The sequence below is a fragment of the Undibacterium sp. Ren11W genome, assembly GCF_049340485.1.
Lineage (GTDB): Bacteria > Pseudomonadota > Gammaproteobacteria > Burkholderiales > Burkholderiaceae_D > Undibacterium.
In genome coordinates this window covers 814,191-828,328 of sequence record NZ_JBMPPB010000001.1, presented here as the reverse complement: position 1 = coordinate 828,328, position 14,138 = coordinate 814,191, and the positions used below count along the sequence as shown (strand labels likewise).

General features: G+C 48.4%; 10 protein-coding genes. 2 read left to right on the top strand and 8 right to left on the bottom strand.

Features of this window, described 5'->3' with window-relative positions; all coding sequences use genetic code 11:
- Window positions 1-69: 69 nt before the first annotated feature.
- From ACO0K8_RS03795 to dapC, 8 genes are all read right to left on the bottom strand, one after another.
- Window positions 70-1,179: an NADH:flavin oxidoreductase/NADH oxidase gene (locus ACO0K8_RS03795; protein WP_422945289.1), complete on the bottom strand. Its 1,110-nt coding sequence runs from the start codon at window positions 1,177-1,179 to the stop codon at window positions 70-72.
- 6 nt (window positions 1,180-1,185) lie between these two features.
- Window positions 1,186-3,183 (bottom strand): ATP-binding cassette domain-containing protein, encoded by a 1,998-nt coding sequence (locus ACO0K8_RS03790; protein ID WP_422945288.1) that lies wholly within the window; start codon window positions 3,181-3,183, stop codon window positions 1,186-1,188.
- 184 nt (window positions 3,184-3,367) lie between these two features.
- Entirely contained in the window at window positions 3,368-4,300 is a 933-nt protein-coding gene (gene prmB, locus ACO0K8_RS03785) for a 50S ribosomal protein L3 N(5)-glutamine methyltransferase (RefSeq protein WP_422945287.1), read from the bottom strand.
- Window positions 4,297-5,424 carry a succinyl-diaminopimelate desuccinylase gene (dapE, locus tag ACO0K8_RS03780; RefSeq protein WP_422945286.1) on the bottom strand — a complete coding sequence of 376 codons (1,128 nt, stop codon included), beginning with the start codon at window positions 5,422-5,424 and terminating at the stop codon, window positions 4,297-4,299. Before dapE ends, prmB begins: the two co-directional genes overlap by 4 nt.
- Window positions 5,421-5,822 (bottom strand): arsenate reductase, encoded by a 402-nt coding sequence (locus tag ACO0K8_RS03775; protein ID WP_422945285.1) that lies wholly within the window; start codon window positions 5,820-5,822, stop codon window positions 5,421-5,423. Before ACO0K8_RS03775 ends, dapE begins: the two co-directional genes overlap by 4 nt.
- 4 nt (window positions 5,823-5,826) lie before the next feature.
- Window positions 5,827-6,963: a PilT/PilU family type 4a pilus ATPase gene (locus ACO0K8_RS03770; RefSeq protein WP_422945284.1), complete on the bottom strand. Its 1,137-nt coding sequence runs from the start codon at window positions 6,961-6,963 to the stop codon at window positions 5,827-5,829.
- Between the two features lie 61 nt (window positions 6,964-7,024).
- Window positions 7,025-7,852, bottom strand: coding sequence for a 2,3,4,5-tetrahydropyridine-2,6-dicarboxylate N-succinyltransferase (gene dapD, locus ACO0K8_RS03765; protein ID WP_422945283.1), 828 nt, complete (start codon window positions 7,850-7,852; stop codon window positions 7,025-7,027).
- A gap of 74 nt (window positions 7,853-7,926) precedes the next feature.
- The gene (gene dapC, locus ACO0K8_RS03760) at window positions 7,927-9,147 is read right to left on the bottom strand and encodes a succinyldiaminopimelate transaminase (protein WP_422945282.1); all 1,221 of its coding nucleotides are present in this window, start codon (window positions 9,145-9,147) and stop codon (window positions 7,927-7,929) included.
- A gap of 391 nt (window positions 9,148-9,538) precedes the next feature.
- Between dapC and smc the strand changes: the two genes are divergently transcribed.
- Complete coding sequence (smc, locus tag ACO0K8_RS03755; RefSeq protein WP_422945281.1) at window positions 9,539-13,063, top strand: chromosome segregation protein SMC; 3,525 nt, start codon at window positions 9,539-9,541, stop codon at window positions 13,061-13,063.
- The gene (locus tag ACO0K8_RS03750; protein WP_422945280.1) at window positions 13,060-14,136 is read left to right on the top strand and encodes a cell division protein ZipA C-terminal FtsZ-binding domain-containing protein; all 1,077 of its coding nucleotides are present in this window, start codon (window positions 13,060-13,062) and stop codon (window positions 14,134-14,136) included. Before smc ends, ACO0K8_RS03750 begins: the two co-directional genes overlap by 4 nt.
- Window positions 14,137-14,138: the final 2 nt, after the last annotated feature.

The following is a 14,138-nucleotide window of genomic DNA, read 5'->3' as shown; positions in this document are numbered from 1 at the left end:
CGATAGTCAGCTCTGCGCTTGGTGACTATCTGCAGCATTTTGCCCGTTCTAGATGGTTTAGACTTTCGATTAAGTGAGCGATTTGCTCGCCACAAGTAAGTTTGCATGGCCTAGCGGCTGCGAGCGTAAATATTGAGGCGCGACTTCTACGCTTGCGCCCAATTCTGCGGCTGCTTGCCAAGGCCAGTGCGGGTTGTAGAGTATGGCACGTGCCAGCGCTACCATGTCGGCCTGCCCCTCGGCAATGATGGCTTCCGCTTGTGCCGGCTCGGTAATTAATCCGACTGCGATGGTAGGCATGCCGGTATGCTGGCGAATTCTATTGGCAAACTCAACTTGATAGCCGGCACTCGCCGGAATGTTTTGTAGTGGCGAGACGCCGCCGCTAGAAACGTGGATGAAGCTACAGTTGAGCGACTGCAAGGCCTGTGCAAACACCAGACACTGTTCAAGATCCCAGCCACCGGCCACCCAATCAGTAGCAGACACACGTATTCCTATCACCTTATCGGCAGGAAGTGCAGCGCGCATTGCAGCCAAAACCTGCAGGGGGAAGCGCATCCGGTTTTCCAGACTACCGCCATATTCATCTTCGCGTTGATTCGATAGCGGTGAGAGAAACTGATGCAGTAAATACCCATGCGCCGCATGGATCTCAATTGCATCGATGCCGATGCGATGAGCACGCAGCGCCGCCTCGACGAAAGCCTGACAGATGCGCTGCATGCCAGCGTGATCGAGCGCGAGCGGTGGACAGTCGTGTGGATTGTGCGCCAGCGCAGATGGAGCGAAGGTTTGCCAACCGCCGTCTTGCGCTAAGCACTGCTTACCACCTTGCCACGGCACATGGGTAGAGGCTTTACGTCCGGCATGCGCTAATTGGATCGCAATCGGCATAATGGAATATTTGCGTACCGCGCTAAGTACCTTGGATAATGCAGCCTCAGTGTCATCCGACCATAGACCAAGGTCGGCCGGACTAATGCGCCCCTCGGGCAACACTGCTGCAGCCTCTATGCAAAATAAGCCAGCACCGGAGAGTGTCATCGCGCCCATGTGCATCAGATGCCAATCGCTAGCCTTGCCATCGACCGCCGAGTACTGACACATAGGCGCAATCGCGATCCGGTTTTTCAGATGCAAAGACCCCAATCGATAGGGAGAGAATAGGGCGCTCACGGGGTCTTAACCTACTGCTTCCAGATACTCTTGCTGTTCCAGCCAGCTCGCTTCGACTTCGCCTAGTTCTTTTACAAGATAGGCTTGGTCTAGCAATAATCCCTTGAGCTTCTCTTTGTTGCTGTCGTTGTAGATAGCACTGTCTTCCAATTGAGCGGCAAGTGTTTGCTTCTTGCTGTTGAGCTTGGCCAACTGCTCTTCGAGCTTTTTGATCTGGTTTTCTATCGGTTTGCGTTGTGCTGCCAATTTTTGTTTGTCTTCAGTTTCTTTGCGGCGCTGCTCTTTATTGTCGCCTTTGTCGGCAACTGGAATCGGTTTCGCCAATGGCAGGGCATCGGTTTTTTTATTCGCAGGCAAGGCCGGTTCGTTGGCTAGTGCGTTGGCTTTCGCGAGTTTATTCTTGAACAGCCAATCTTTGTAATCATCCAGATCGCCGTCAAAAGGTTCTAACTTACCATCGGCGACGATGATGAATTGGTCCGTGGTGGCACGTAGCAAATGCCTATCATGCGAGACCACCACTAAGGTACCTTCAAACTGTGCCAGAGCGTCGGTCAGTGCTTCGCGGGTTTCCAGATCCAGATGGTTGGTCGGTTCATCGAGCAGCAATAGATTCGGGCGCTGCCAGACTATCATTGCCAATGCCAGACGGGCTTTTTCACCGCCTGAGAAAGGCGCGATAGGGCTAGTGACCATATTGCCGGGGAAGTTAAAACCGCCGAGGAAATTGCGCAACTCTTGTTCGCGTATGCCAGGCGCGATATGCGCCAGATGCCATAAAGGAGATTCGTTATGACGCAGCATCTCTACCTGATGCTGGGCAAAATAGCCAATAGACAGACCTTTACCGGTCAGCATAGTGCCGGACAGTGGCGCAATGTCACCGACCAGCGTCTTGATCAAGGTCGATTTACCGGCGCCATTGACACCGAGTAAGCCGATACGCTGGCCTATCTGCAGAGAGAATTTGACGTCACCGACAATCTTCTTCTCAGTGAAACTATGATCGGTCTTGGACTCTATGCGATAGCCGCAATCGACGTCTTCCATCACCAACATAGGATTCGGTGCGCTCAAAGGCTCGCGGAATTCAAACGAGAATTCGGCGGCAGCACGCAAGGGTGCCAATTCTTCCATCTTGGCCAAAGCTTTGATACGACTTTGCGCCTGCTTTGCCTTACTAGCTTTGGCGGCAAAACGCGAGATAAAGGATTGCAAATGGTCGCGCTTGCGGGTTTGTTTTTCAATCGCACTTTGCGCCAAAATCAATTGCGCTACGCGCTGACGTTCAAAAGCGGAATAGTTACCCGAGTAACGTTTGAGTTTGCGCTCGTCGATATGGGCAATCACATTGACGACGCCATCGAGAAAATCTCTATCATGCGAGATGATGATCAGAGTACCGGCATAGCGCTTGAGCCAATCTTCCAACCAGATAATCGCATCCAAATCCAAATGATTGGTTGGTTCATCGAGCAGCAGTAAATCGGACTTGCACATCAAAGCCTGTGCCAGATTCAAACGCATACGCCAACCACCTGAGAAACTGGCGACCGATTGCTCCATCTGGTCTATGGTAAAGCCCAAACCCAATAGCAATTGCTCCCCACGCGGGCGCACCGTGTAAGCGTCAGCATCGGCCAGCGCGCCATACATTTCACCGATGGCGATGCCGTTTTCCATGCTCTCGGGTTGGCTTTCAAGTTCGGCCAACTGCGCTTCGAGTTTGCGCAAGGTCACGTCGCCGTCAATTGCGTAATCGATCGCGGTGCGATCTAAGGCCGGGGTTTCTTGCGCAACGTGGGCTAACTGCCATTTAGCGGGAAATTCTATACTGCCTTGATCCGGGTGCAATTCACCACGCAACATCGCAAATAAACTCGACTTCCCCGCGCCATTGGAACCGATTAGACCGATTTTGTCGCCTGGGTTGAGCGTGATGTCGACATTGTCGAACAGTGGTTTGGTGCCGCGAGCCAGAACGACTTGGAGAAAACGTATCATTGTTTATTTACTTACTTAATTGATGAATTGATCGATCCACACGAATGCGAATAAACGGGGGAGTATCTGTCTTAAAACGCTGAAACCGCACAGTCTATGTGCGGCTTCGGTGTTTCCCCGTCGATACTAGGGGTGAGTATGCGATTTCCTAGCGAACTAGTGGGATTGCACAGAGTAAAAAATATTATTTAATGTTGAGTAACTGATCGGCATAGAGTAAGAAGACCATGTCATCACCTGCACTAGTGGAAAGCCAGGTTAGGTCTAGGCCGGCAAACGCTTGCTCTGCAAATTCGCGTTCATTACCGATTTCTACCATCAGTATACCATTTGGCTTCAAATGTTGCGCTGCACCAGCGACGATCTTGCGCACTAAATCCATGCCGTCAGTCCCGCCGGCCAATGCGATCTGCGGTTCGTGCAAATATTCCTGCGGCAATTTGCTCATGGAGCCAGAATTGACATACGGTGGATTGGTGATGATTAAATCATATTTTTTAGCCGGAACATTGGTGTACAGATCGGAAGCAATCAGGGTAATTCTGTCTTCTAATTCGTAAGTGGCGACATTGCGCTTTGCCACATCGAGTGCATCGGTAGAAATATCGACGGTATCGACATGCGCATTGCAAAAGGCATCGGCCAGCATAATTGGCAGGCAACCAGAACCGGTGCAAAGCTCAAGAATGTCGGTGATCGCATCGGCGTCTTGCACCCATGGCGAAAAATGCTCAGGGATCAGTTCGGCGATAAACGAGCGCGGCACGATGACACGTTCATCCACATAAAAATTGTAAGTACCTAACCAAGCTTCATTAGTCAAATAAGAGGCCGGTACCCGGTCTACTGCGCGTCGTTCTATCACGGTTAAGGCAGCATGGATTTCTTCTGGTAGTAAGCGCGCATCGAGAAATGGATCGATCTTATCCAGCGGCAGTTTTAATGTATGCAGTAACAAATAGGCCGCTTCATCGAGTGCATTAGCACTCCCGTGGCCAAAGAACAGCTCAGCGGTATTGAAGCGTGTGACTGCATAGCGCAATAAATCGCGTAGGGTCGAAAAAATCAAAGCGGCATCCGCGATGGAGGAGGTGGCGGTGGTGGATTTACTAGTCATGTCAGCAGATTTTCTAATGTGCGGCGGTAAATATTTTTAAGCGGATCGATAAACCGCAATTCTATATGTTCATCGATCTTGTGGATGCTGGCATTGGGAGGGCCGAACTCTATCACTTGCGGGCAGATTTTGGCAATGAAACGCCCATCAGAGGTGCCGCCAGTAGTCGATAATTCGGTGTCCAAACCAGTTTCGGCTTTGATCGCCGCTGCCAAGGCCTCGCTCAAAGCTCCTTTTGGAGTCAGGAAAGGGTGGCCACCAACGGTCCACTTCAAAGAGTAGTCGAGTTGATGACTGTCGAGGATGGCATGTACGCGTTGCTGCAATCCCTCTGCTGTGCTGGCAGTACAGAATCTAAAATTAAAATCAATCACCAGTTCACCCGGTATCACGTTCGAGGCACCGGTGCCGCCATGAATATTCGACATTTGCCAAGAAGTCGGCAAGTAATATTCATTGCCTAGATCCCAAACTTCAGCGACTAGATCAGCCATTGCAGGCGCGGCCAAATGTATAGGGTTTTTTGCAAGTTGCGGATAGGCGATATGGCCTTGCACACCTTTAACAATAAGTTTGCCTGACATGGTGCCGCGGCGACCATTCTTGATAGTGTCGCCCAACAGATCGACTGAAGTCGGTTCGCCGACGATACAATAATCGATTTGCTCGCCGCGCTCTTTGAGTAGATTACACACCACCACGGTGCCATCGGTTGCTGGGCCTTCTTCATCGCTGGTGATCAGAAATCCAATTGAGCCACTATGTTCGGGCTGTTCGGCAATGAATTCTTCACACGCCACCACAAAGGCTGCGACCGAGGTTTTCATGTCGGCCGCACCGCGACCAAATAATTTGCCATCTCTATGGGTAGGGGCGAATGGCGCAGATTGCCATTGCTCTACCGGCCCCGTCGGTACGACGTCGGTATGCCCGGCAAATACCAGTAAAGGCTGTGTCTTGCCCTTGCGCGCCCATAGATTGGTAACCTCGCCTGACTGTATAGTCTCGCAGATAAAGCCTAAGGGTTCGAGCAAAGCGATTAAGGTATTTTGGCAACCTTTATCTTCCGGGGTGACCGAGTCAAGTGCAATCAATTGCTCGGTCAATGCTAGTGTTTTACTCATGGGGCGATGTTAAAAATAGTGTGATATTGAGCGGGAGAAAATCCAACGTTGACAGTCAACGCTTTGCTGTCTGCGGCATTTTCAATCCTAGTGATGCACAATACTGGGCGTTTCACTAACGATGGTGAGTTCAGTATTAGGGCAATCGCTTGCTCAGTATTTGCCGCGCCAGCCTTTTGTTCGTCGCTCAATGCGCGCCAGGTCGTACCTTTGCGATTAATTAGAACATCGAGCCCGACTTGGGTCAGCCATTTTTCTACTGTTTCCCGATCCAGACCATTTTTTTTGAAGTCGTGAAACACAAAATTGCCCTGATACTCTTGCAGCCAGACCCGTGCTTTTTTTACTGTGTCGCAATTGGGAATGCCATACAGCGTGATTTGTTGATTGCTTTGCATAAACCTACATGTTCAGAGTGAATTCGGTGAACGAGGCTTCATCCGATTTTTCAGGTTCAGGCTCCACTTCTACCGGCGCCTGAACTGTTTCGTTATTCAGTAGCCATAACAGATTGTTAGCTGAATCAGCATTGGCCAAGCCTTCTTCCTGACTGATTAAACCGTCTTTTATCAATTGCATTAAAGCACGCTCAAAGGTCTGCGAACCAGGCGACAGACTTTTCTCAATTGCCTCTTTAATTTGAAAAATGTCACCTTGCTCTATCAACTCGGCGACGTAGCGCGTGTTAAGCATGATCTCGACCGCAGCGCAACGCCCACCATCGGTAGAACGCACTAAACGCTGCGAAATAATGGCGCGAATAGAAGAGGATAAATCCAGTAACAAAGCACCGCGATTTTCCATAGGAAAAAAGCTGATGATACGATTTAAGGCCTGATAACTATTATTCGCATGTAAGGTGGCGAGTACCAAATGACCCGATTGCGCATAGGCAATCGCCGCTAGCATTGTATCAAGATCACGGATTTCGCCGATTAGAATGCAATCGGGAGCCTGCCGCAGAGAGTTTCTGAGGGCGGTTTTTAAACTATCCGAATCTGTACCTATCTCACGCTGATTGACTATCGATTTTTTGCTCTTGAACAAATATTCGATAGGATCTTCCAAGGTCAAGATATGCCCGCTACGCACTTCATTGCGATAATCGAGCATGGACGCGATTGTGGTTGACTTGCCCGAGCCAGTGGCACCGACCAATAAGATCAGGCCGCGTTTCTCCATGATTAATTCGGTCAGTACTGGCGGTAAATTAAGAGTGTCGAGCGCGGGAATATGGCCTGGTACAAAGCGAAATACCGCAGATATTGAACCACGCTGACGAAACGCCGATAAGCGGAAACGACCTATACCAGGCGCGCCAATACCAACGTTTAATTCATTCTCGCGCTCCAAAATTTCCATGTGCTCGGGCGACACCACTTCACTGAGTAGAGATAAGATCCCTGCCTGATCAAGTTTTTGCTGATTGATCGGCAAAAGATTGCCATTGAGTTTGATATGGATAGGAGAGTTGATGGCAAAAAACATGTCTGAAGCATGTTTTTCCTTCATTAACTGAAACAAGCGATCCATAGCCATAATATTTTCCTATCCTATTCTTTACTCAAATCAAATGATGAGAAGGTCAAAACCTTGCTGTTTAAACGCCGCGTAACAATTCGTTAATACTCGTTTTAGAACGAGTTTGCGCATCGACACGTTTTACGATAACCGCACAATACAGACTGTATTTTCCGTCAGCAGAAGGCAGATTGCCGGAGACAACCACTGAGCCCGATGGAATTCTGCCGTAGCTGACTTCACCGGTAGCTCTATCGTAAATCTTGGTTGATTGGCCGATGTAGACCCCCATAGAAATAACCGAATTTTCTTCGACGATTACGCCTTCAACAACTTCAGAGCGTGCGCCTATGAAGCAATTGTCTTCAATGATCGTTGGGTTAGCTTGCATAGGCTCTAAAACGCCACCAATGCCGACGCCACCAGACAGATGGACATTTTTACCAATTTGCGCGCAAGAACCGACGGTCGCCCAAGTATCTACCATGGCACCTTCATCGACGTAAGCGCCGATGTTTACATAAGACGGCATCAGAACGACATTTTTGGCGATGAAACTACCACGTCGCGCAACGGCAGGTGGAACCACGCGAAAACCGCCACGGGCGAAATCTTCGGCGGTGTAATTCGCAAACTTGGTGGGAACTTTATCGTAAAACTGCATGTGATCGCCGGATGGCATGACGATGTTATCTTCCAGGCGAAATGAAAGTAACACAGCTTTTTTAATCCATTGATTGACTTGCCATGCTCCATCAATCTTTTGAGCGACTCGCAAAGCGCCGGTGTCTAACTGTGTAAGGACGTGGGCGACGGCATCACGCAATTCTGCTGGCGCAGATTTTGGTGAGAAATTGGCGCGATCTTCCCAGGCTTGATCGATGATTTGCTGTAGCTGTTGAGTCATATAAGTAATTTAAGTAAAAATTTAAATAAAATGGGTTTGTGTAGCGCTTGACGCGGTGTAAATTCTGAATTGCTTTATTTCGCAACTAAATTTTTGGTGAAAGCGACGATACGTTGCGCTGCCTCCATGCATTCTTCAACTTCAGCGACTAAAGCCATGCGTATCCGATTTTCGCCCGGATTTACTCCATGCGCATCGCGTGCCAAATAGCTGCCCGGGAGCACAGTGACATTAAACTCTTGATATAGGCGCCTTGCGAATTCCGTATCTGAAATCGTCACAAGTTTATCGACTTTGGCCCATAAATAAAAGGCAGCATCTGGTAGCTTAACATCGAGCACCTCCTGCAGTAAGGGCGTAACCTGTTCAAATTTCTTGACGTAAAGTTCGCGATTTTCCTGCACGTGCTGTTCGTCGTTCCATGCGGCAATAGACGCCGATTGTATACTAGGACACATGGCACTGCCATGGTAGGTTCGATATAAAAGGAATTGTTTAATGATGGCAGCATCACCGGCCACAAAACCCGAGCGCATTCCAGGGACATTGGAGCGTTTGGAAAGGCTAGATAGGGTGATCAAGCGCGGATAATTATCGCGGCCCAACATGCGAGCAGCTTGCAGACTTCCAAGGGGTGCTTGATTGTTGAAATAGATCTCCGAGTAGCATTCGTCCGCTGCGATTACGAAACCATAACGATCAGACAGAAGAAAAAGTTCTTCCCAGTCCTGCAGACTTAACACTGCTCCGGTCGGGTTGCCCGGGGAGCAGATATACAGCAGTTGCACACGTCGCCAGATTTCCTCCGGAATACTCTGATAGTCAGGTGCAAAATTACGGGCTGGATCAGCATTGGCAAAATAGGGCTCGGCACCGGCCAGGTAGGCTGCACCTTCATAGATTTGGTAAAACGGATTAGGGCAAAGTACTAGCGGCGTACCGTAGTGATTATTGCTTGGGTCTATCACAGTCTGGGCCAGAGAAAACAGGGCTTCACGCGAACCGTTGACGGGTAAGATTTCAGTCGCTGGATCCAAGGCGGGAATTCCATAACGGCGCGCCAGCCACGCTGAGATAGCTAGTCGCAAACCATCTATTCCAGCAGTCGACGGATAACTAGCCAAACCATCTAAATGTTCTGTGAGGGCGTCACGAATAAAAGACGGAGTGGGGTGCTTTGGCTCGCCCAGACCCAGACTGATAGCCTTGTATGCGGGATTTGGAGTGATTCCGGCGAACAGTTGTTTGAGTTTTTCAAACGGATAGGGTTGCAATTTATTGAGAAAAGGATTCACTGAAGGCTTCAATAAGGAGTTCACTGACAAAACACGAACAATTGTTAATTAAGGACAACTTAGAAATATAAAAGCAAAAGCAGGCAATTGATAATCAGGTCTGCAATTTGTGGTGGCAGCTCGCTTATCTTTATGGGGGTATTTGCCGTATTATACCGCCTCTGTAGCAGTGAGATAGCGTGGACTGTAAGTTTGAATTAAGTTTCTAGTCATGTTTAAAAAGCGTTAAAAATGAAAAATCAGACCCGTCAAAATGATATGATACTTATGCTTATTGCTAGCTTCGTGTTGTTTGGTCGGCGTAAAACGAAACTGAATTAATACTGAATATGTCAAATGCTGAAGCGATATTTTTTAGCATCTCTTTTAAAAGACCATAAATCTAAATAACGTGCGCTTATCTTCTCTTAAATTATCGGGATTCAAGTCCTTTGTGGATGCCACCAATTTCCAGGTGCCAGGGCAGTTAGTCGGAGTGGTCGGTCCTAATGGTTGTGGGAAATCGAATATTATTGATGCTGTTCGCTGGGTTCTGGGCGAATCGAAAGCCTCAGAGTTGCGCGGCGAATCGATGCAAGACGTTATTTTTAACGGATCTACCCACAGAAAACCGGCAGGACGGGCCTCGGTTGAACTGATTTTTGACAATAGTTTAGGAAAAGCGGCGGGGCAATGGGGTCAATATGCAGAGATCGCGGTTAAGCGAACCTTAACCAGGGATGGCACCTCTACTTATTACATCAACGGTCAGCCGGTGCGGCGACGTGACATACAAGATATTTTTCTCGGTACAGGATTAGGCCCGCGCGCATACGCGATTATTGGTCAGGGAATGATTTCTCGCATCATTGAAGCTCGGCCAGAAGAATTACGTATTTTCCTGGAAGAAGCTGCCGGCGTTTCGCGCTACAAAGAACGGCGTAGGGAGACGGAAAATCGCATACAAGATACTAATGAAAATCTGGTTCGGGTAGAGGACATCTTGCGCGAACTCAATGCAAATCTTGAAAAGCTCGAGGCGCAAGCGGCAGTGGCGAACAAGTACAACGCTTTGCAATCAGATCAAGAAGAAAAACAAAAACTACTCTGGTTATTGCGCAAGAAAGAGGCTGGAGCTGAACAGCAAAAGTATTTCGCTGAAATTGAGAAGTCGCAACTCGATATGGAAGAGCAAACCGCCAAACTGCGGCATGTAGAGTTGGAGCTGGATCATATGCGTCAAGCTCACTATGCCGTTGGCGACAAGATGCATCAGGCACAGGGACATTTATATCAAACCAATGCCGAAATTGGCAGCCTGGAAGCCGAAATTAAGTTTGTGATTGAATCACGCAGTCGTCTACAGGCGCAACTGGCGTCGTTGACTGCTCAGCGCGATCACTGGCAGCGGCAAGGTGAGCAGTTTCACGAGGATTTGGCCGAGATAGAAATTCAGGTGGAAGAGTTGGCCATGCGTTCTGAGCAGGCACAGGAAATCGCGCAGCAGCACAACGATAAATTGCCAGAATTAGAGCAAATCTGGCGCAATGCCCAAGTTAAGACCACAGAATCGCGTGCCAAGATTATGCAATGCCAACAGCAGATAGAGTTAGAGTCTGCGCATCAACGCAATGCATCGGGTATTTTGAGCACTCTTACGGCAAGGCGTGAACGTTTAGTGCAAGAAAAACTAAGCTTAGCCTTGCCAGATACTTCGCATTTGCAAAATTTATCTATGCAAGTCGAAGAAAAAAAACAGTCGCTGGAAGAGGCGACCATGCAATTGGAAGAGGCTCAGGAGCGCCTGCCGCATTTAGACGACGAACGACGCGCGGCACAACAGCAAAACAATCAGGATGCGGCGCAGTTTGCCCAACTCGATGCACGCCTGATGGCTTTGAAATCGTTGCAAGAAAAGGTCCAGAGCCAAGGTAAGGTGCAACCTTGGTTGGAAAAGCATGAATTAGCCAGCTTGCCAAAATTATGGAAAAAGCTGCATATACAAGCTGGTTGGGAATCCGCCTTAGAATCCATACTCAGAGAGCGTACTGCTGCACTAGAAGTATCCAATCTAGATTGGGCAAAGGCTTTTTTTAACGATGCACCACCGGCTAAATTGGCACTTTATTCTCCTGTCATTACCCCGAATCAATTCACTCCTGCGCCAGGATTGCGCGCCTTGGTCGACCTCTTACAACTCAATGAGGCGGGCTTGCGTAGTTTGATGAACGACTGGTTACATCAAGTGTATATCGCGGAGGACGTTAGTACTGCATTTGCTGATCGCACTAAGTTACCTCAAGGAGCATGCTTCATTACCAAGCAAGGGCATATCGTTAGCCAAACTAGTGTACGTTTTTTTGCTGCAGATTCTGAGCAAGAAGGGGTGCTGGCACGCCAGCAAGAAATTGAAAATGTAGGTAAACAATGTCGTGCTCAGCAATTATTAGCTGATGAAGGAAAAAATCGTGTGGTGCGTGCCGAATCTTTGCACACACAGGCAACTTTATCTTTGCAGGAATTGCGACAAAAAGTGGCGAGCCTGACTCAGTCGCTGCACGCACAACAAATTGAATTGATGAAACTGTCAGAAGTGCAGGAACGTTTTAATCAAAGAAGTACACAGATTTCCAGCGACTTAGCCGAGATTACGGAACAAGAGAGCGATCAACAACAAGCCAAAGCTGAATCTGAAGAAAAATTTGAAATCCTTGATATGGAACTGGCAGAGTTGCAGGAAACTCATGAAAATGGTCAAACCCTGTATCTCGAAAACGAGCAAAAACTAAACGATGCGCGTCTGCGTCTGCGTGATCTGGAGTTGGCGGCGCAAGAGATCGCCTTCACAGAGAAAACCCAACGTAACAAAATTGATGAACTAAAACGCAGTAGCGCCACTGCGGTAGAGCAAGCGGGACAATTGTTTGCCACCATGCAGCAAGGCAAACTAGAGCTGGAGTCTATGGACGATCAGGCAGCCTTGACGGGGCTACAATCGCTATTGGATAAGCGCAGTGATCAAGAAAGAGTTTTGGCCGATGCGCGGCATGAGCTTGATCAACTAACGCAAAAATTACGTCAAAGCGAAGAAGCGAAAATGCAGCTGGAAAGAAGCTTCCAACCACAACGTGAGCGCATCATGGAGTTGCAACTCAAAGAGCAGGCAGCCCGACTTAATCAGGAACAATACGCTGAACAATTAGCTAATTTTGAAGTCGATGAGTTGGCTTTAGAATCGAAACTTCATGCGGAAATGAAGGCGTCCTATTTGCAGGGTGAGCTCACCCGCTTAAACAATGCGATCGCAGCTCTCGGCGCCGTGAATATGGCTGCGCTCGATGAATTGCAGCAAGCTAAAGAACGCAAGACTTTTCTTGACTCGCAGTTTGCCGATTTAACCGAGGCAATTACCACGTTACAAGACGCCATACATAAAATTGATATTGAGACCCGTGATCTGTTGCAAGACACCTTTGATAAGGTGAATCATCATTTTGCCGAGCTGTTCCCCATTTTATTTGGAGGTGGGCAGGCAAAATTAATTATGACTGGTGACGAAATTCTTGATTCAGGCGTACAGGTAATGGCACAACCGCCTGGTAAAAAGAATGCCACGATACATTTGCTTTCCGGTGGCGAAAAAGCCCTGACCGCAACAGCATTGGTGTTTTCTATGTTTCAGCTAAACCCAGCACCATTTTGCCTATTGGATGAGGTTGACGCTCCGCTGGATGATTCAAATACTGAACGATTCTGTAATATGGTAAAACGTATGTCAAAGAACACACAATTTTTGTTTATCTCTCACAATAAAATTGCAATGGAAATGGCGCAACAGTTGATAGGCGTGACCATGCAAGAACAGGGAGTTTCTCGTATTGTCGCAGTGGATATGGAATCCGCGGCACACTTAGTCGGTGAGGTACAAGCAGCATGACAGATTTTCAATTAGGTTTGGTAGCGATGGGAGGCACCTTTGTTGTTGGTGTACTTATATTTAACAAGTGGCAGGAGCATAAAGCGAAAAAAAATATGGATCAGGCGTTCTCCGGCGCACATGACGATGTACTAATGAATGCCGATTTAACACCTAGCTCGGCCGAAGTTCATATGCGGCATGAGCCGCACATGGATTTCGATCCGAGCATTCAGCAAACGCCTGCCGAGTCGGTTTCACATCAGGCACCACTGCCGCAAAGAACGCTACAGCAAGAAAAAGAGCTAGCAGTTGACGAGCTAATCGATTGCATCATTCCTTTGGAATTTGATACTCCGATACGTGGAGAAAAATTGCTCACTGAGATCAACTCTTTACGCTATGTGGGCAAAAAGCCGGTGCATTTTGTAGGTTTAGGTCACGATGGTGACCGCGAAGAAATCGCTCATGGCGGTGTATTTACGGCACTGTTTGCGGGTGTGCAGATGGTAAGCCGGGCCGGGCCACTTAATGAACTTGAATATTCTGAATTTGTTAGCAAATTGCGTGAAATCGGCGACAGACTAAATGCCCATTCGGATATTCCCGATATGAATCAGGTCATGGCATCGGCCAGAGATTTACATCAATTCGTATCTGAACATGATGCACAGCTTAGTGTAAATATCTTGGCTAATGGAGCCCCTTGGGCGATTAATACTTTACTGGCGGCCTTAGAAAAACAAGGCTTTGACGTGCGGCCTGACGGTCGTCTGGTGATGCCTGATGGTGACGGTGGCGTACTATTTAGTTTGTCGACCAATGTCAGTGTTAGTGATAGCCTAACTTCACGGTTGACTCTGTTGCTTGATGTCCCGTGCGTGGCGCCAGAGCGAGATGGCTTTGGCGCGATGTCGGCCTGCGCCAGATCTCTTTCTGCAAGATTGGGAGGCACCGTGGTCGACGATGGAAATCAAGCAATTTCCAAAGCTGCGCTCGATGAAATCGCTGAACAGGTAAGTGAATTTTACACTGCGATGGCAGAGTCGCAAATTCCGGCAGGATCTTTGCGCGCACAACGTTTGTTTAGTTAGTC